Source organism: Metabacillus sediminilitoris, assembly GCF_009720625.1.
Lineage (GTDB): Bacteria > Bacillota > Bacilli > Bacillales > Bacillaceae > Metabacillus > Metabacillus sediminilitoris.
Genome location: NZ_CP046266.1, coordinates 5,456,616 through 5,477,240, shown reverse-complemented (window position 1 = coordinate 5,477,240; position 20,625 = coordinate 5,456,616). Strand labels below are relative to the sequence as shown.

Here is a 20,625-nt window from a genome sequence, read left to right as displayed (position 1 = left end):
AGTATACTTGTAAACAAATGCGTATGCATGTTGGTATATAAAGATGTATACAAAAATGATTACATGAACACAAATTTGCAGACATGTTTTCATATTGAACACAACTAAAGTAATATTGACGATTACTTTTGACTGCTTTACCCTTAAGTTATGGATAAGTTTCTTTCTTGAAATGAAAGGAAATCATAGTTTGTGTTTATTACCTCGTATTAAAAGGTGAAAACACTTTTATGAAACTAATTCATTAAAAATTGAGGGGAATGATTTGATGAGTATGACTAGAATCGCTGCAATTGATGTAGGAAATGATTGTGTAAAAGCGTTGTTTGGAAAATATGATTATGAATTGTACATACCTAATGTTATTGCTAGAGATACAGAAGATCGCCCAGTTATTGGGATTGAAGAGTTAAATGATAAAAATCCATTAGATGGTATTCATATAAGAGTCCACTCACCTGCTTTAAAAGAGAATAATGCTATTTATCGAGTTGGAAACTTAGCGACAAAAAGTGACAATCCTAATGAATTAGACCCAGGAAGCAGTAAATCAGAAGAAGATCAAACACTTGTCATGCTTTTTGCCTCACTGGCATTAGACGCAGTGAGAGAGCAAAATTCTTCGATTTTCAAAAAAACGAACAATGTGATTGATGCGAATTACACCCTTGGAACCGGATTACCTCTTCGTGAAGTGAAAGAAGGAAAAGATGTAGGCTATCGCTCACAGCTATTAGGTTCAGTTCATCAAATTGAATTTTTAGTAACTCCAAAATATCAAGGGTTAAAGGTCAATATTAAGTTTGATGAAGTAAAGATATACCCTGAAGGATTTGCTGCATATATCAATTTAGTCATGGATAAGGATTTAAATATTATTAATCGAGATTTAATTGACAAACGAATCCTCATTCAAGATATTGGCGGATTGTCGACTGATGTAGCAGTCATAAAAAATCGAAATGTAGATGATGATAAAGCACAAGGCTTTAACCTTGGAGTATCTGAATCATTGGAAGCAATAAGAGAAGAAATCCGTTCAAAACACGGGGTGGAATTAGATAGCCGTAGAGACGTGGTTGAAATCATTACCCGTAAAAATGATCGAAATCATATTATGGTTAAAGGAAGTCGGACAAGTGTTCATGAAATAACAGACCGTATACTTCTCGAATTGGCTAAGAAACAGTACCGTCACTTACGCAATGTATGGCAGAAAAACTCTCAAACAGAAATTTGCTATTTTGTGGGCGGCGGATCAATGGTATTAAAAGAATATATTAAAACACTAAATAATAGTTTAGATGGTTACAATATTGAATTTTTCGAAGATGAAAAGGAAAGCATTTGGATGATGGCAAATGCTTATTATAAGTTAATCTCAGATTATGTAAGAAAAAATAATAAAGAAGTGAAAGATAAAAAGATAGAGAAACAAACAGTTCAAAAATAGGGTGGTTTCATGAATAAAAAGGGCTCAGCAAGCATACAAAGGGGACAAGCAATTACATTCCGTCTGCCATCAGACACACCTGACCACATAATTAAACAGCTGCAAAAATTAAAAGAGACAGAAAGAAGAAATTTCTCCAGTAAAATGGCAGAGTTTATTTTAGATGGGGTTAACAATTCATTAACAAAGGATCGAGAAACCGTCACACTGCCATTACCAAAACAATTAAGCAAAGATCAACGAGATTGGCTAAAACACGCTCATTCAGAGGCTTTGTTAGGAAGTATTGTCTACCAATTGCTGGCAGACCCGATTCGAGCGACATCCATATTAGCATCACTTAATAGTAATGCATTAGATATAAATGAAGCACTATATCTGCAAGAAAATGAACCAACAGAAATCGATCATTTTTATACAGACCTAGATGGAACAACTGATACAGATCAAGAGAAACCTAAAATGGTTTCTCTGTCTGTTAAAGATGATCTTGATAATGATTTGGAAAATTTCGATTGGGAGCAAGCTAGGCAGGAACTTGCAACAGCAGAGGAAGAAAATCAAGATAATGAAGAGACGGATGACGTTGATGATCTTCTCGGCGGGTTTCTGGCTAATATGAATAAATGATAAAAAAGATTGCAATAGAGTATGGTGAATCTGGGATTAACATCATGCCCGGCTTCAATCACAGATGGTTCCCGCAGCTAGTCTAATTTACGCAATGATGGACTAGATTAACCGGTTTGTGTCTAATTCCTAATCTAAAACTTTCTAGCATACTATTTAGCTTAAGGAATAAAAATATACTAAGATAAAATTTAAGAAACATATTGACATAAATATTTGGAAAAATATACAATAAATATACTATTTTCCAAGAAAGGGAGGGTTACAAAGATGAAGAATGTAGCAGGCATGACTTTTCATCAAATTCAATATGATGTAACCCGCCAAATGTTTGTATAAAGATGTCGTTTATTTGATAATAAACTCTTTTTATATGTATTTACACGCAGGTTACAAGAAGTAACGTGCGTTTTTATTTTGTCTGTATGATTAGGCATCGTGCGATTACGCGCGATGTCTTTTTTTACGTTTTTCATGTATATCTTAAGGATTTGGATAGTAAGAATTGTTCAATAAGCTGCATTTATTTGTTTTTCCAAAAAAATGTTCCGAGCTCTTGCTCGTTTATATAAATACAATTAAAAAAGGAGTGTTAACGATGGATAAAGAAAAGGTGATCCGTATTGATTTAGATTGGATAAAAGGTGGCTAACAAATATCAAGCATTTTCAACTTAAGGGGAGGGATTTTACTTTGTTCACGGTATTAGGAAAGCTAAGCTGGTTTTTTAAACAATATTGGAAACGATACACAGTTGCGATTACTTTATTAGTGATTGTAAGTGTATTAGATGTTATTCCACCGAAAATTATTGGAATAGCAATCGATGATATTCAATTTGGTCAAATGACTGGAGACCGTTTACGCGAACTTTTGATGTATTTCGGTGCGCTCATCATCTTGAGCTACGGGATAACGTATGTTTGGATGTATCAGTTATTCGGAGGGGCCCATTTAGTTGAGCGAATCTTAAGATATCGCTTTATGAGGCATTTATTATCAATGACACCAAGCTTTTATGAAAAGAATCGAACAGGTGATTTAATGGCAAGGGCAACGAATGACTTAAAGGCCATTTCTTTAACGGCAGGATTCGGTATCTTAACTTTAATTGACTCGACCATCTTTATGATTATAATCGTTTTTGTCATGGGTATTACGATAAGTTGGAAGCTGACCCTTGCAGCCCTTATACCCTTGCCTTTCATGGCATTAGCCATTAATTATTATGGCAATCTCATTCATAAACGCTTTACAGTCGCCCAAAATGCATTTGGCGATTTAAATGACAATGTCCTGGAATCTATTGCAGGAGTAAGAGTAATACGTGCTTATGTCCAGGAAAAAGCAGATGAAAAACGCTTTATTAATATGACAGAGGATGTGTATAACAAAAATATAGCGGTTGCAAAGATTGACGCTTTATTTGAGCCAACGATAAAAATACTAGTCGGCTTAAGCTATGTAATAGGCCTTGGCTATGGGGCGTATTTTGTCTTTCATCAAGTTATCACATTAGGGGAATTAGTTAGCTTTAACATCTATCTAGGAATGCTCATTTGGCCGATGTTTGCTGTCGGAGAGCTAATCAACATCCTTCAGCGTGGAAATGCTTCGTTAGACCGGGTAAATGAAATTCTTACTTATGACGCAGAGATTAAGGATCATAATCATCCTATTGACATAAAAGACGCAGAAACAGTCTCATTTTCAAATGTTACCTTTCGTTATCCAACATCAACAACTGACAACTTAAAAAACGTCACTTTACAAGTGAAAAAGGGGCAAACAATTGGGGTTGTTGGGAAGACGGGAAGTGGAAAGACTACGCTACTAAAGCAACTGTTACGTGAATATCCATTAGGAACGGGTGAAATACTCATCACAGGGGTCCCTTTGGAACAGATCAAGCTTGATACTGTCCATTCCTGGATCGGCTATGTTCCGCAGGAGCAGATTCTTTTCTCACGAACAATTCGAGAAAATCTTCAATTTGGAAAAGAAATTGTTAATGAAGAGGAAATCGCAAGAGCATTGGATTTAGCAGCATTCAACAATGATATTACGACATTGCCAAAAGGGCTCGATACACTTGTTGGTGAAAAAGGTGTTGCACTTTCAGGCGGTCAAAAGCAGCGGATTTCAATTGCTAGAGCATTATTGAAAGACCCAGAAATTCTTTTACTAGATGACGCAATGTCTGCTGTAGATGGAAAAACAGAGGCAAGGATTATTGAGAATATCCGTAAAGAGAGAGCTGGAAAAACAACCTTTATTACAGCGCACCGACTATCAGCAGTACAGCATGCAAATTGGATTGTTGTAATGGATGAAGGACGTATAGTGGAAGAAGGGACACATGAACAGCTCCTTAAGCAAGGAAAATGGTATAAAGAGCAATTTGACCGCCAGCAGGCTGATTCCTATGGAGAGGTGAGCTAAATGAGACAAAATTCAACAGGAAGACGACTTTTTCACTATGCCCTTCTCTATAAAAAAACAATTATAACAGCGCTTGTCTTGCTCACATTTGCCGTAGCTGCTGAGCTAACCGGTCCTTTCATAGCAAAAAAAATGATTGATGACCATTTGATGGGGATTGAAAGCCCTTGGGTAGAAGTAGGAAAGAAGGATAATGAGGCTGTTTTATATAATGAACGCTATTATAAGAAAAGTTCAAACTTGAAAGAAGATGACGCAAAAGGCGATGCAAATTTACAAATCGTGCAAGTAGGACGTTCTTTTTATGTGACAACAGAGCATCTAACCTATGATGGAGAGAGATTAATTCAAAATAATAATATATTAACAGTTTCTACTGGAACGGAAAAAGCAACCTATGAAGTAGAGAAATTAAGTCAACAAGAGTTAATTGCATTTTATCAACCTGAAATTCGCCCAATTATTCTCTTGCTTGGATTTTATGCAGGATTACTTTTTATAGCAGCCCTTTTTCAATATGGGAAAGCATTAATGCTTCAAAAAGCTGCGAATCGAATTATCCAGAAAATGAGAACAGATGTATTTGGGCATATTCAAAGACTGCCCATCACTTACTTTGATAATCGCCCAGCAGGAAAAATTGTTTCACGTGTAACGAATGATACGGAGGCAATAAGAGAGCTTTATGTAAAAGTCCTTGCAACATTTTTTACAAGTAGTATCTATATGACGGGAATTTTTGTCGCTTTGTTTTTCCTTGATGCAAAGCTTGCGCTTATTACATTGCTCTTAGTGCCTATCATTCTGATATGGACGGTTCTTTATCGAAAACTAGCTTCAACATATAATCACTTAATCCGCACAAGAGTAAGTGATATTAATGGGATGATTAATGAATCGATTCAAGGAATGCCTATTATTCGTGCATTTCAACGTAAAAATCAATCATTAAAAGAATTTGAAACATTAAATGAAGAGCATTTTATTTATCAAAATAAATTACTAAGCTTAAATGCAATGACATCTCACAACTTAGTAAATGTTCTTCGAAATGTAACGTTCGTTGTATTAATTTGGTATTTCGGCGGGCAATCAATAAGTGCAGCAGGAATTGTCTCAATTGGTATGCTCTATGCTTTTGTTGACTACCTTAATCGTTTGTTTCAGCCTGTTACAGATATAGTGAACCAACTTGCCCAATTAGAACAAGCGCGTGTAGCTTCCGGGCGAGTCTTTGAGCTTTTAGATGAGAAGGGTGAAGTGGTAGATGAAGGAGAGCTTCCCAGGTATGAAGGAAATGTGTGTTTTGATCATGTTTCGTTTTCATATGATGGTGAACATGAAGTGTTGAAAAATATTTCCTTTCAAGCAAAAAAGGGTGAGGCTGTTGCTTTAGTAGGGCACACTGGCTCGGGGAAGAGTTCAATTATTAATCTTCTTTTCCGCTATTATGATATTGAAAAAGGGAGCATTACAATCGATGGGATGAATACGAGAGATATTCCTCGTCAACAGCTTAGAAGGCATATGGGCATCGTCCTTCAAGATCCATTTTTATTTACTGGAACAATTGAAACGAATATCAGTCTCGATAATCCAGTTATTACAAAAGAGCAAGTGATAAAGGCTCTTCAGGATGTCGGGGCACAGAGATTTATTGAAAAGCTTCCAAATCAATATGATGAGCCAGTCCTTGAAAAAGGCAGTACATTGTCTGCTGGTGAGCGGCAGCTTATTTCCTTTGCCCGCGCACTAGCATATGACCCAGCCATCCTAATATTAGATGAAGCAACCGCTAATATTGATACAGAAACAGAAGCAATGATTCAACAAGCATTAAATATAGTGAAGGAAGGCAGAACAACTTTTATAATTGCGCATCGCCTTTCTACGATACGTAATGCAGACCTCATCCTCGTATTAGATCAGGGGGAAATTGTAGAGAGAGGAAGCCATGAGGAATTATTGAATTTAAAAGGAAAGTATTACCAAATGCATCAAATGCAACTTGGAAAGGAAATTTCGCAGGTAGGATGAATAGAGGAATGACCGTAAAAGTTTACCTTTTACTAGAATCGGGAAAAAGAAAAGAAAAAGTAGGAGGTAATAAGATGAAAAAACTTATCAAAAATGTCATTACATGGGCTCCTGTTATTTATCCGATCGTAAAAAAGATTATGAATAAAAGAAAAGCAAATAAAATTAAAACGTCTACTTATTAGGAATAAGAAGGTAGGGAATGAAATAGGAGCAGGATTACTATATTAGTAGTCTGCTCCTATTTACTAATGTAAAAACTAAACAGATCTATTATTCGCATTTGCTGCAACCTCAGTTTTTGGTTCAGGGACACGGGCAAGAATCACAATTCCAATAATAAATAAAATGATTAGACTAAACACACCACTATTTGAGTTTCCTGTTAACTGCGCAGTTGCGCCCACTAATAGCGGTCCCATAATAGAAGCGAATTTCCCAAAGATATTGTAAAAGCCGAAAAATTCATTTGCTTTTTCTTTTGGAACTAGCTTTGCGAAATAGGAGCGGCTTAATGCTTGTATTCCTCCTTGTGAGGTAGCAACAAGCATGGCCAATATCCAGAAATCTAAAGTTGTCTTTAAAAAATAAGCATAAATACAAACAAAAATATAAATAATGATGCCAACATACAGCATTTTCTTCCCTGTAAATCTCTCAGACAATCTCCCATATAGAATGGCAAACGGTGCAGCGACTACTTGTGTTACAAATAAAATAATTAGGAGGTTTGTCGAGCTGATTCCTAAATCAGTACCATAGGCTGTCGACATTGTAATAATTGTTCCTATGCCATCAATATAGAAGAAATAGGCGATTAGGAAGATAAATACTGCTTTATATTTCCTGATTTCAAATAACGTTTTACCGAGGCGCTTAAAGCTGCTTGCAACTAGGTTAGGCTCACGTTCTATGTAATATTTTTGATGGACATTTTTAAATAATGGGATCGTAAATACTGCCCACCAAATGGCTGTAATCATAAAAGCAATTTTGCTAGCCCATGTCGTTGAAATCGGGATTGTCCCGCTTTGGGCCAAAATGATGATCACAATACTAACAATAAATGGGATCGTACTACCGATGTAGCCTAAACTGAATCCCCGGGCAGAAATACGATTCATTCGTTCCTCGTTTGTCACGTCAACTAAAAATGCGTCGTAAAATACATTTGCACCGGCAGATCCAACTGCTGCTATCGTATAAAAAATGAGTAAGAGCAGCCATTGGTCACTTGGAATAAACGCCAGCAGACCTGTAAATGTTACACCTAACACAAAAAAGAATGTAAAAAAGCGCTTTTTAAAGCCTTTGTAATCAGCAATCGTCCCCAATATTGGGCCAAGCATTGCTAAAATGAATGTCGCGATAGCAATCGTATAGCCTAAATATGCAGTTGAGTTTGCTGAACTGACTCCGGCATTTGTTGCTGCCGATTTATAAAAAATCGGAAACACAGCTGTTGAAATAATAATAGAATAAGCAGAACTTGCCCAATCATAGAAAATCCAACTATTCTCCTCTTTCGTCATACGCTTCATAAGTTCGGCCTCCCTAGTAAACAATTGTACAAGAAATATAGATTGTAACGGTTTGATAGGTAAAATTTAACATAGAATTTACATTTTTACTTTATATCAACATTGTCTTTAATTGAATGTTATTTCCATGACGCTTGAAATATCTCTAAAACCCATTTTTTCATATAAATTCTTTGCGGGATTCCCCAAATAAACATTTAATTGTGCTTTTTGAAAACCTTGGTTCTTTAATTCGTTTAGCGCATGCTCCATTAGTTGTTTGCCTACTCCTTTTTTTCTATAGGCAGGAAAGACATAAAGCGAAATGATGCTGCCAGTTTTTTGCATATGATAAGGATTGAAATCTGGGCCAAGTAATACCCAGCCTGCAATCGTTTGATGATCTAAAGCAATAAGGTAATAAGCACCGCTGTTTATGAATGGCACAAATGAAGCAAGGCCGTTTTGATAATTAGTTTGTACAAAGCCCATCGAACTTTCACTAATAACATTTACAGTCATGTTCAATAGCATATTTAATTCTGATTGTTTTGCTTTTCTGATTAACATTCACATACCTCCATCAAAAACGTTTAATTAGAAAACATTACCTTATTGTATGCGGGGAGTAGGAAATGTGTATAGAGAGAAAGGGAATTGACAATATACAAACGATATAATAATATGTTTGTTAAATAACAAACAACAAATGGATGTGTTTATAAAAATGACAATATTAGAGATGTTTTGGAATGCTTCAATAGAAGAACTTAAACAAGGATATATACAGCAGCAAGACTCCTATATATGCCTGCTTTGTGGTGAGGAAATTGAAAAAGGGGTTATTTACCCTCACGAGAATTTTCTTTATGAGGCCGAAAGGTATATGCGCATGCATATTGAATGGGCACATGGTTCAGTATTCTCATATTTGATCGGGCTTGATAAAAAACTTACAGGTCTTACAGACCATCAGAATCATTTACTCCGCCTTTTTTATCAAGGGAAAAGTGACGCTGAGATTCAACAGGAAACGGGCATCGGCAGTGTGTCAACGATACGAAATCATCGCTTTGTATTAAAGGAGAAAGAACGCCAGGCCAGGACGTTTTTAACAATGATGGAGCTACTAAAAGATAAAGATCAGCATGCACCGTCTTTTGTGCCCCTTCACAAAACGGCAAAGATGATTGATGACCGATACAATATTACGGAAGAAGAACAAGAGGAAATTGTAAAAAAATACTTTCCGGAAGGGCCAAAAGGATATTTGAAAAAGTTTCCTTTAAAGGAAAAGCAGAAATTAGTTGTCCTTCGGGAAATCGCAAAGCATTTGGAAGCTAAGCGAAAGTATGATGAAAAGGAAATGAATCATATTTTGAAAGCTATTTATGATGATTATGTCATGTTAAGAAGATATTTAATTGAATACGGATTTATCGATAGAAAATCTGATGGAAGCGAATATTGGCTGAAAAAATAAATATCCAGGAAGGATGTAAGTGATATGGAACGGAAAAAAGAGCTGAAACAACTATATAAAGAAATACCAATTGAAGCGGGAGTTTACCAAATTAAAAACTGTAAAAACGAGAAGATCCTTATCGGTAGTACAAAGAATTTGAAAACATTAAATGGAGTAAGATTCAGTCTTGAAAATGGTGTGCATACAAACAGAAAATTACAGGAGGAATGGAAATCCTTTGGCAAAGAAGCATTTGCTATTGAAGTATTAGAGCTTTTAAAAAAGAAAGAGAATATTTATTATAACGAGAAGGAAGAGTTGGAAAAGCTGGAAGAAAAGTGGCTTGATCAGCTGCAGCCGTATGGAGAACGGGGATATCATTAAGATATTCATATAGAGATAAAACGAAACAGCCAGCTAGGATGAAATAAGCTGGCTGTTTTTTACTATCAAAAGTTATTTTTTAGGAGGGTTGTATAGGACTTGAAAATGAGGTCAAAAATTTTTATGCAATAAATGTAAAAAAACGGTTATGAAAAAATACCCAATCTATAAAATGTTTTTAAAGATTGAAAGGGGCAAATGATTTAAATAGCGAAAAGGATTTTCATGAATTTATTACTGTAGACATTTCGATATATAGGGAGATAGTTTGGTTTTTTTAAACAAATCAGTTTTAGTCTGTATTTATCGGGGTAGTTATGTTATTGGTATATTATAGGAAAAAATGGATGTTTAAAAAGATTTTTATTTAAAATTTAAGTCTTTTTCACATTATTTCTGGAAAAAAAGAGAGTTGTACAGCAGATAAACGGGCAGTAATCCCCTACCTCAAGACTTGGAGGAAATGAGAAGTTAGTATGGGATAAACTCCCCCGTTAAGAAATGATCTTAATAGAAAGACTTTCTACTAGAGAGAGAATAGATCCAGGGTATTCACAATTTATATAGATGACTACCAAATAAACAATAGATAGGGAGAGGAATTAAATGTCTGGAATCATTCGCGTTACCCCAGCAGAACTAGTTAGCATGTCTAACCGTTATTCAAGTGAAAGCAGCCAAGTAGGAGAGCAAGTTTCTCGTCTTGATACAATGATTAATGAGCTAGAAAGTATGTGGGAAGGTGAATCAAGCAGAGCGTTCAGTGAGCAATACCAAACGTTAAGACCATCTTTCATCCAAATGCAACAGTTACTTGATGACATTTCTACTCAATTGAACAGCACAGCTAAAGCACTTGAAGATGCTGATCAACAAATTGCTAGTCAAATCAGAGGTTAATAGGAAGCGGGTTTTGACCCCTTCCCATGCACAGACAGTTAAGAGATAGGGAGCGCTCTTTTACAAAAAATTGCGCTCCTTCCTTATGAGGTGAACCAATGTGTACATAGAGATTACGATTGATTTAAAAAACTATCAAAATGAGAGCTTCGATATTAGACTCTCAAACTACCACTCTGTCAAAAAAGTGGTTGATATTGTATGGCAGGCAAAACAATTAGATGGAAAGCCAAGAGAAGGGGCTTGGATAAAGGTGACCAATAAACAGAAGGTTGTCCCGGGAAATAAACGGTTAAAGGATGCAGGCATTACAACTGGAGACAGAATCGAAATATTATAAAGGAGATAAGGGGAATGTCAACACAAAAAGACCTCTCATACTTAGCAGAGAAACTCGAAGCAGATATTAAGCGTGACAAGCAAACAATCTCGTTTACGTTTCAAATAGAGAAAATCAAATTAGATAATCCTGCCGAAATTTCTTTTTTAAAGGAGATAAATCCAAAAATAAAAAAAGAAATTCACATGATGGATGATAAGTTATCCATTCTTCATACAATCCCTAATACATACACTTTTCTTCCCAAATTGGAGCAAGTAGATGAGAGAGATAGACTTATGATTGCTTATAAACTTGTTCAACAAGCTGAATATCATTCTTTAACGAGAATCCATTTACTTGTTTGTCCAGAAAACATTGTCCTTGATCAAGGACTTAATCCAACCTTTCTACATTATGGGGTAAAGGAAAGTCTCCCGCCTTATGAAAAAAATAGTGACCAATTAGTAAAAGAGGTAAAGGCAACCGTTGCGGCCATTGTCGACAAACAATTTTCCTTTGAACAATATGTCCACTATGCCGAAACACTTAAGCTTAATGAATTCACGAAACGCGTTTGTCTTGCTAATAGCTTGAATGAGTTAATGGACATCATTGAAGAGCGCATTCAACAAGTGACAAAAGAGAAATCATTGCTCATGACAGTAAATAAAAAGACATGGAAACGAAACCGATATGTGCTGTATGGGTTAATTTTATGTTTTATTCCAGCACTTATTTACTCCATATACTCGTTATTTTTTCTTCAGCCGAAACAAACAAGCTTTATTCATGCGCAGGAGAAGTTTCTTAATAATGAATATAGTGAAGTTGTGACAGTCCTTCAGCCTTACGACATTGAGGATATGCCTAAAGTCACTCAATACCAATTATCGTTGTCATATATCATTAATGAATCATTAGCAGAGGAACAAAAAGAGAACATTCGAAATACAGTAACGTTACAATCAGATCCCCAATATTTGGAGTACTGGATTCTTATTGGAAGAGGAAATGCCGAAGAAGCACTTGATATTGCAAGGTATTTAGAGGATCGCTCATTAATTTTATACGGATTAATAAAGTACAAAGAACAAGTGAAAATTGATGATGATTTAGAGAGAGAAGAAAGACAACAATTATTAGCAGAAATTGAAGAGGAAACAAAGGAGTATCAGCAGGAAATGAAGGAAGAACAAGCAGCAGAGCAAGAAGCTGAACAGTCGGTTTCAGGGCAAACAGAAGAACAATCTAATGCTGAACAAACAGAAGTGAAATCAAAGGCTGTGACGGAGACCCTAAATAAGAATGAAGAGAAACAATCTGCTGAAACAACTGTACAAGAAACAAAGCCGCCTGAATAATGACCTATTTCACAGCAGGCAAACAAATACGGTAATCAACAATTATTGGTGGTGACAAAATAAATGACGATGTTATGGGTTTTCTATCATGATTCTTATCAACAGGTACCACTGACTCCAGATCCTAAGCAAGAGATCACGATTGGACCTGATTTGCAGCATACCATTACCCTTGGATCAGTACACCTTATTGAAAAACCGCTAAGAGTGAAATTTCGTGATGATTCATTCTGGCTGATTCAAGATAAGAATAATGAGAAAATGGAAGAGAATTCACTGCACTCGATTTCCATTGGAGAAGTGAAGCTGGAAATGATGATCACAGCATCTCCTCAATTTACCAAAACTTTTTATATAGAACACATAAAGGAAGTAACATTTTCAACAACAGATCAGCATGCCATCATACATAAGAAGGCTGAATCATCCTTTGAGCAAGATGCTTTTACGCTTTATAGCGGTAAGAATGGAATTGAGATCGCTGCCCGTGAAAAGGAATGTCTTTATAAAAATGGTCAACAAATACAGGAAGCGTCACAGATTGAAATAGGTGATCAGATATTTTGGCCTTTTATGACAGTGACCCTTTTAGAAAAAGATCTTATCAAAATTGAGAGCTTACAAGAGTTTGAGACTAGACTTTCAGAAACGAATAGACCGCAATCTGAAATGCAGAAGAAATATCCGGTGTATCGTCGTACACCGAGAATGGTCTATGATCTGCCTGATGATAAGGTACAGTTTTCCTTTCCAACACAAGAATCGGAGCATTCTAATCGAAGCTTATGGCTGATTATTATGCCACCGCTCATTATGCTCATTGTGATGGGTGTCGTTGCTATCCTCGTTCCAAGAGGGATATTTATTCTGATCTCGTTAGTGATGTTTTTAACAACACTTGTGACCTCAACTGTTCAATATTTTAAAGACAGAGCAAATCAAAAAAGAACCAAGGAACGTCGAAAACGGATTTATACACAATACTTAGAGACAAAACGTCAGGAGCTGCAAACACTTGCAGATAAACAAAAAGATGTTTTAACCTTTCACTTTCCATCTTTTGAACGAATGAAATATTTAACTGAGCAGCTTTCTGACAGGCTTTGGGAAAGAACGCTTGAAAGTCCCGATTTCCTCCAATTTCGCCTTGGAGTTGGAACGGTTCCAGCAAGCTATAAAATTTCATCAACATCCTCTGATATGGCCAACAGGGAAATGGATGAATTATTAGAACAATCACAGCTGCTTGAAAGAACCTATAAGTACTTAGAAAACTTGCCGATTACTGCAAATCTTTCCGAGGGTCCGATTGGGTTAATTGGAAAGAATGCCGTATTGAAAAATGAAATGCACCAGCTAATCGGGCAGCTTGCCTTCTTCCATAGCTACCACGATTTACGGTTTGTGTTTATTTTTGATGAGCAGGAATATAAAGAATGGGAATGGATGAAGTGGCTGCCGCATTTTCAATTACCAAATTCCTTTGCGAAAGGGTTCATTTATAACGAGAAAACACGTGATCAACTTCTTTATTCATTGTATGAGATGATACGAGAACGTGATCAAGAGGAAGAAAAGGAGAAACTGCGTTTTTCACCTCATTACCTTTTTGTCATTACAAATCATCAACTTATTTCAGATCATGTGATTTTGGAATATTTAGAAGGTGACCATAAGCACCTTGGAATTTCAGTTGTATTTGCAGCAGAAGCAAAAGAAAGCCTATCTGATAACATTCATACCCTTGTTCGCTATATTAATGACGAGCAAGGTGATATTTTAATTCAACAGAAAAAGGCAGTGCGAATCTCATTTGATTTGGATCCACATAAAAGAGAGAGCAATGAAAATTTCGCACGCATGCTTCGCACACTTGATCATCAAATAGGCATGACAAACTCGATACCAAATGCAGTGACCTTTTTAGAAATGATGAATGTGAAAAGCGTAGACCAATTGCCGATTAAACAAAATTGGCTGTCAAGGGAGTCAGCAAAATCGTTGGCAGTCCCGATTGGACTTAAAGGAAAAGCGGAAACGGTCGAGTTAAATTTACACGAAAAAGCACATGGTCCACATGGCTTGCTTGCTGGTACAACGGGGTCCGGGAAAAGTGAATTTTTACAAACATATATCCTTTCACTAGCTGTTCATTTTCACCCGCATGAAGTTGCCTTTTTATTAATTGACTATAAAGGTGGAGGCATGGCGCAGCCATTTAAAAATATGCCGCATCTCTTAGGTACGATTACAAACATAGAAGGAAGTAAAAACTTCAGCATGCGCGCCCTGGCTTCGATTAAAAGTGAATTAAAGCGACGCCAACGGTTATTCGATCACTATCGTGTTTCACATATTAATGACTATACAAAGCTATTTAAACAAGGAAAAGCGGAAAAGCCATTACCACATTTATTTTTGATTTCAGATGAATTTGCTGAGCTCAAGGTGGAAGAACCTGATTTTATTAAAGAATTAGTCAGTGCAGCACGGATCGGGCGAAGCCTTGGCGTTCATTTAATCCTGGCAACACAAAAGCCGGGTGGAGTGATCGACAATCAAATATGGAGTAACGCTCGCTTCCGTGTCGCTTTAAAGGTTCAAAATACGGAGGATAGCCGTGAAATCTTAAAAAATGGTGATGCTGCATCCATTACAGTTACTGGCCGCGGTTACTTGCAGGTCGGTAATAATGAAGTATATGAGCTTTTCCAATCAGCATGGAGTGGTGCTCCTTATCATGAGGAAGAATCATATGATTTGGAGGATGAAGTAGCGATTGTTACCGATCTAGGACTAATACCTTTATCAGAAGTATCTTCATCAGATCTGAAACAGAAGGATTCAGTTAGTGAAATAGGCATCATCGTGGATAAAATTGAGCAGCTTCAAGGAGATTTAGGTCTTGAAAAACTTCCAAGTCCTTGGCTGCCGCCGCTTCCTGGCCGCTTATATCGTGAAGAAATTTCTATAGATGACAGGACGAGTATTGTATTTGCCATGATTGATGAACCTGAAAAACAAAGTCAATCACCTTATACGTATAACGTAATCGAGGATGGTAACGTTGGAATATTTGGTTCCTCTGGATATGGAAAAACACATACGATCATGACCCTATTACTTGGAATTGCCAAACAATATACACCAGAAGAGGTTCATTATTATGTAATGGATTTTGGAAATGGCGGGCTATTACCGCTTAAACAGCTGCCACATACCGCTGATTACTTTTTACTTGATCAAGAGCGGAAAATTGAGAAGTTCATGAGGATATTACGAGATGAAGTAGCAAGAAGAAAACTGCTGTTCCAAAAGCAAGAGGTAAGCTCAATTAAAATGTATAACGCCTTAAGTGAAGAGCCATTGCCATTATTCTTCCTTGTGATTGATAATTTTGACCTTGTAAAAGAAGAGATGCTCGAACTTGAACAACAATTAAATCAGTTCGCACGTGATGGTGTATCACTAGGGATCTATATGATGGTAACAGCAACACGAATCAATTCAGTCCGTCAATCGTTCATGAACAACTTAAAAACAAAAATTGTCCATTATTTAATGGATCAATCTGAAGCATATACGATGTTAGGCAGATTGCCGTTTTCTCCGGAAGCAATGCCGGGAAGAGCGATTGTGAAAAAGGACACTGCGTTCTTTGCACAAGTCCTTCTCCCAACTGAAGGAAAAGATGACTTTGAGCAGATGACGAATGTGAAAGAAGAGGTTCAAACGCTTAAGAAGCAGTATGAGAACATTGCAAAACCAACACCTGTGCCAATGCTGCCTACAGAGCTGACAATCGTCAATTTTACTTCGTATATTTCGAAGAAAAATGGCTTGTTACCAATAGGCCTTGATGAAGAAAATGTTACACCGGTATATGTGAATTTCCAAAAGACCAAGCATTGCATTATTCTCGGTCAGGCACAAAAAGGAAAAACAAATTCCCTAAAAGTGCTCATTCATACAGCGCTTGAGCATGAGATTGAACATATTGCGGTATTTGATTCCATTGACCGCGGCCTAGCTTCATTTATTGGCGAAGAGAAATTGGTCTATCTCGAAGGTAAAGACCATATAACATCATGGCTAGATAAACTGGAAACGATCTTTAGAGAAAGGGCGGAAACCTATGACCTGCACATTCAGAGTGGCAGACAAATGCCGCAATTTTCACCTGTTTTGTTTGTCATTGATGGGTATTCCCGCTTCCTGCAAAGCCTTGATAATCTGACACAAGATCGCATTGTCAAATATATGAAAAGCTTTAGTCATCTAGGCTTTAATGTGATCGTCTCTGGAAACAACAATGAATTAACAAAGGGATATGATCCGTTAACAATTGAAATCAAACAAATTCGTCAAGCTGTTATTTTAATGAGAAAATCAGAGCAAACATTATATACACTAACATATGACCGGAAAGAAGCAGAGGTACAACCAGGTTTCGGTTATTATGTTGAAAACGGTAAAGAACAAAGCATTCAGATCCCACTTGTGAATGTTGAAAGGAAGGTGCAAGTATGAATGAAAAAGCAAGTAGCTTAGTAAAACTGATTGTCGTCATCCTACTCATTGTCATCACCCCCCTTCTTTTCTTCCGTACGATCGGAGATAACCCTTTGAAAGTAGTAAAAAGGGAAAATGCAACACAATCGATTGCGATCATCAATGAAGATATTGGGACACAAGAAGATGAAGAAGACATAAAATTTGGTCAGGATGTAGCGGCAATCTTGACTGAGAATTCAAATTTTGAATGGTCTGTTGTAGGAAGAAGTGCAGGAGAAAACGGTTTGCGTAATCTGAAATACGATGCCATCGTTTATCTCCCATCCGACTTTTCGGAAAACATTATGACATATGATGATGAAAATCCGATAAAAACTAACTTTCAATTTAAGATACAAAGTCAGTTAAATGCGGTGAATAAAGAAAAAGTATTAGTAGAAATCGAAAAAGCAACAAAACGTGTTAATCAAAAAATTTCATCCCTTTACTGGAATTATGTATCAGCAGATATGGAAAATATCCGCCAAGAATTTGATGAAATTCTTGAAAAGGAAGTAGCCTTCCAAGAAACAATGACAGCATTTTATAAACCAAGTTCAAAGGACCTTGCTGGACAAATAGATGAACAAAAAAATATGCTGACATCCTTGCAATCTTCTATCCAGCAGGTTGATGAAACAGCACCAGAACAAAAGTCAACGATGGAAGGCTATGCCCAAAATCTAGACACTTTTGTCAAATATGTTGAGCAATACAAGGAATACCAAGAAAAACAGCAAACAATTCTAACTGAAATTCAAGCACAATCAATCCAATCAGTTAACAAAGCAACCGAAAATCAACAGCCATTATTTGCTGCATCAACAAATCTTTTTGAAGAAAATAGCAATCAACTATTAGAAAGCATGACAAACCTGGAAAATAGCATGATGAGCAGCCAACAAGTGTTCAACAAGCTTGAGGAACAAAGATATTCCCAAGTAGCCAGACAAATCAGTGAATATTACGATCATCAAAGAAAAGTTCTAGAATTCTACCAGCAGCTTAAAGACTCAACACTGCTTAATGATGTCGAAGGACAGCTTGCATCCTTAAGTGAAAAGCTTAGTGTGGGTGAGGAAGAACCGACTGAGCCAACGAAACCAACAGAACCTTCTGAGCTGCCGGTTGAATCTGAATCTTCAGGTGTAACAGAGAAGCCTGAACAACCACCTGTTTTACTAAGTTCGGCTCAAGCAGGCAGTGAACAAAGCCAAAATGATGAAAATAATGGCGGAGAGAATCAGGGGCAAGAAGGTAATGGAGAGTCAACAAAACCTTACGTTGATTTGGAGAAGGAACAAGAGGAATTAAATTCACTCTCAGAAGAAATCTTGAAATTAAAAGATCAACTTTCAAATATGGTGAATCCAACACCAGAGGAGCTCCAGCAGGTATTGGGTACACTTGTTACTCTGAATGATCGCATTGTTGCTTTAAAGACAGCATTAGACGAGAAGGAACCTGGAGATAATCCACTGCAAACAAGAGTGAACGAATTATTAGATGAGATTAAAGGATTAAACAGAGATAAAGATGATTTAAACACGATCATTGCAAACAAGGCGAAAGAAATAGAGGATTTAGTGAAAGAACGTGACAGTCTTCTAAAAGAAAAGAACTATTACAGTGATTTGTCAGAATCACTTGGTAAAGAATTAAATCTATATAAAGACTATGAATCTAATATTATTAAAGAAATTGAAAGCAAAGAACAAGCAATCCTAGCATCCAGCGCTCTTTCTCAAACGCGAAAGGATCTGCTGACACCGATCTTTTCCAAGGAAATAAAAAGCAAAGATCTGTTAGATATGATGTATTACTACTCATACCTCGATCGTTATGAATCAACCTTGAACAGCATGCTTGCAGAAAATAAGGAATTAAAGGCTGTTTTAGGTGATGAGTATTTACAAAAAGAAGCGAATAAAATTGTTGAAATAACAAGTGATGAACAATCAGGTTGGGAACAGTTAGGTAAAGATATGCCAACAACCCAAGATGCATTAAATACAATGGAAGATGGCTTTACTCTCTTTATGGCCAAATATCGCCAGTCAGTTGAAGAACAGCAGGCAGCATTAATTGAAAACCTTGAAGCAATCGAACAGGAAGCAACACAGGTGTTAAATCAAATCAATAAGCCTGAACAGCTTCTAACTGTTGTAGAACCGACACCAGCTGTTGATGGTGAGGAAGTTATCTCAGGAAATGAAAGAATTAACGAGCAAATGGACTCAATTCATATGTGGATGGATTCAGTTAGTGAGAGTCAAAGCAGCATTATCAACTTTACAGGGGAGCTGCAAGGAAGAGTAAATGATGTTCAAGCAGATGCAGACCAATTAAATAACAAATGGTCAGCAAATGTTTCATCAACAGAGCTAATCCGCAATGATGTATTTAGTGTTCTGGGCAATACATTTGTTGATGGACAATCAAATGGCTATGTTTATGATTTCTTAACGAACCCACTAAAAATTAGTGGTGACATTCCAGAAGAAACACAAAGTGGCAATGTGCAAAATATCCCGCCAGTTGTTGTCTTGTTCATTGTGTTAATTTCAAGCCTCCTGATAGGGTATGCAAGTTACTATTTTGCACAGCCGCCACTATGGATTCAAGCGACTTTATTCGTGCTATTAAATGTCATTGTTGGTTTAATTATTAGTTTATTTGGATTAGAAATTTATCCATTGCGAGAAGAAAGTGCAGTTGAATGGACGGTCTATACGATCCTCCTTCTTGCAGCAGGAGCGGCTCTAGTTAGAGTGGCATTCACGGCCCATCACCTAGCAGGATTATTTGTAACAGTCGGCATGGTCATTTTCTATGTAACGCCATTACTTGCGTTAACAACACCTAACTTTTCGTTTACAGATCCGATGTCTGAGGTCTATATGTCGATTCAGTATGGTACAGAATCATTATTTACACAGGCAACGATCATCCTTGTGCTTATTATTGCGGTACTAGCTGCTTTGCAGTTTTTTATCTCAAGAAAAGCCGCGACGATAGCGGTCGAAAAAGGATCAGAGACCTATGAAGCGTAAGCAAGCAAAATTAGTTCCTTTCATCTTGCTTATAATTTCAGCATTTTATCTTACGAATGCTGAAATTGTTTTTGCAGATACCACGAAGATTGATGAGCTTGTTCCGAATGATTATCAACAAAATGAATTCAAATCAAATACAGATTTGTTGAAAGACAATCCTTTATTAAATCAGCCTGTCAATATACCAGAAGAACAAAAGGGGATTACCTTTGAAAAAGACAAAATATCGAAAGACGAAGAATTAAAAAGAGAATTATTTTTAAGCAATGCAACAGATCAAAATACCGTAAAAGCTAAAGCAGAAGAACTACAGTTGTTCTCATCAAAAGAAGCAACAACGAGTAATCAAATAGAAGAGGAAACACCATCCTCTTCTAATCTTTCTTTATCGATCCTTATTTGGGTATTAGTTGGTATTAGTATTATGTTGCTTATTCTTGTTTTAATTGTATGGGGGAGATCCCAAGCAAAACAAAAATCTCTACAAAACGTTTAGAGAGG

Annotated in this window: 15 protein-coding genes; 13 read left to right on the top strand and 2 right to left on the bottom strand. The window is 36.6% G+C overall.

Annotated features, from left to right (window positions below):
• Positions 1–268: 268 nt before the first annotated feature.
• The 5 genes from GMB29_RS26250 (at position 269) to GMB29_RS28150 (ending at position 6,747) form a co-directional block, all read left to right on the top strand.
• Complete coding sequence (locus GMB29_RS26250) at positions 269–1,453, top strand: ParM/StbA family protein (protein ID WP_136356151.1); 1,185 nt, start codon at positions 269–271, stop codon at positions 1,451–1,453.
• Positions 1,454–1,462: 9 nt separating this feature from the next.
• The gene (locus GMB29_RS26245) at positions 1,463–2,083 is read left to right on the top strand and encodes a hypothetical protein (protein ID WP_136356149.1); all 621 of its coding nucleotides are present in this window, start codon (positions 1,463–1,465) and stop codon (positions 2,081–2,083) included.
• A 693-nt stretch (positions 2,084–2,776) separates the two neighbouring features.
• The gene (locus GMB29_RS26240) at positions 2,777–4,525 is read left to right on the top strand and encodes an ABC transporter ATP-binding protein (RefSeq protein ID WP_136356147.1); all 1,749 of its coding nucleotides are present in this window, start codon (positions 2,777–2,779) and stop codon (positions 4,523–4,525) included.
• Positions 4,526–6,562, top strand: a complete 2,037-nt coding sequence (locus GMB29_RS26235; RefSeq protein WP_136356145.1) for an ABC transporter ATP-binding protein — start codon at positions 4,526–4,528, stop codon at positions 6,560–6,562.
• Between the two features lie 74 nt (positions 6,563–6,636).
• Positions 6,637–6,747 (top strand): hypothetical protein, encoded by a 111-nt coding sequence (locus GMB29_RS28150; RefSeq protein WP_406600300.1) that lies wholly within the window; start codon positions 6,637–6,639, stop codon positions 6,745–6,747.
• Between the two features lie 75 nt (positions 6,748–6,822).
• Here the strand turns inward: GMB29_RS28150 and GMB29_RS26230 are convergent, their stop codons facing one another.
• Both GMB29_RS26230 and GMB29_RS26225 read right to left on the bottom strand, forming a co-directional pair.
• Positions 6,823–8,103 carry an MFS transporter gene (locus GMB29_RS26230; RefSeq protein ID WP_136356143.1) on the bottom strand — a complete coding sequence of 427 codons (1,281 nt, stop codon included), beginning with the start codon at positions 8,101–8,103 and terminating at the stop codon, positions 6,823–6,825.
• 108 nt (positions 8,104–8,211) lie between these two features.
• Positions 8,212–8,652, bottom strand: a complete 441-nt coding sequence (locus GMB29_RS26225) for a GNAT family N-acetyltransferase (protein WP_136356141.1) — start codon at positions 8,650–8,652, stop codon at positions 8,212–8,214.
• A 157-nt stretch (positions 8,653–8,809) separates the two neighbouring features.
• Between GMB29_RS26225 and GMB29_RS26220 the strand changes: the two genes are divergently transcribed.
• The 8 genes from GMB29_RS26220 (at position 8,810) to essA (ending at position 20,620) form a co-directional block, all read left to right on the top strand.
• Positions 8,810–9,565 carry a DUF2087 domain-containing protein gene (locus GMB29_RS26220; RefSeq protein ID WP_136356139.1) on the top strand — a complete coding sequence of 252 codons (756 nt, stop codon included), beginning with the start codon at positions 8,810–8,812 and terminating at the stop codon, positions 9,563–9,565.
• A gap of 24 nt (positions 9,566–9,589) precedes the next feature.
• Positions 9,590–9,931 (top strand): GIY-YIG nuclease family protein, encoded by a 342-nt coding sequence (locus GMB29_RS26215; protein ID WP_136356137.1) that lies wholly within the window; start codon positions 9,590–9,592, stop codon positions 9,929–9,931.
• Positions 9,932–10,537: 606 nt separating this feature from the next.
• A complete protein-coding gene (locus GMB29_RS26210; protein WP_136356135.1) occupies positions 10,538–10,831 on the top strand; it encodes a WXG100 family type VII secretion target in 294 nt (97 codons plus the stop codon).
• A gap of 100 nt (positions 10,832–10,931) precedes the next feature.
• On the top strand, positions 10,932–11,171 hold the full coding sequence (locus GMB29_RS26205) for an ESX secretion system protein YukD (RefSeq protein WP_136356133.1): 240 nt from the start codon (positions 10,932–10,934) through the stop codon (positions 11,169–11,171).
• Positions 11,172–11,185: 14 nt separating this feature from the next.
• Positions 11,186–12,514: a type VII secretion protein EssB gene (gene essB, locus GMB29_RS26200; RefSeq protein ID WP_136356131.1), complete on the top strand. Its 1,329-nt coding sequence runs from the start codon at positions 11,186–11,188 to the stop codon at positions 12,512–12,514.
• 63 nt (positions 12,515–12,577) lie between these two features.
• Positions 12,578–17,044, top strand: coding sequence for a type VII secretion protein EssC (essC, locus tag GMB29_RS26195; RefSeq protein WP_136356129.1), 4,467 nt, complete (start codon positions 12,578–12,580; stop codon positions 17,042–17,044).
• The gene (gene esaA, locus GMB29_RS26190) at positions 17,041–20,121 is read left to right on the top strand and encodes a type VII secretion protein EsaA (RefSeq protein WP_136356120.1); all 3,081 of its coding nucleotides are present in this window, start codon (positions 17,041–17,043) and stop codon (positions 20,119–20,121) included. Before essC ends, esaA begins: the two co-directional genes overlap by 4 nt.
• Positions 20,111–20,620 (top strand): type VII secretion protein EssA, encoded by a 510-nt coding sequence (gene essA, locus GMB29_RS26185; protein WP_136356118.1) that lies wholly within the window; start codon positions 20,111–20,113, stop codon positions 20,618–20,620. Before esaA ends, essA begins: the two co-directional genes overlap by 11 nt.
• Positions 20,621–20,625 lie beyond the last annotated feature (5 nt).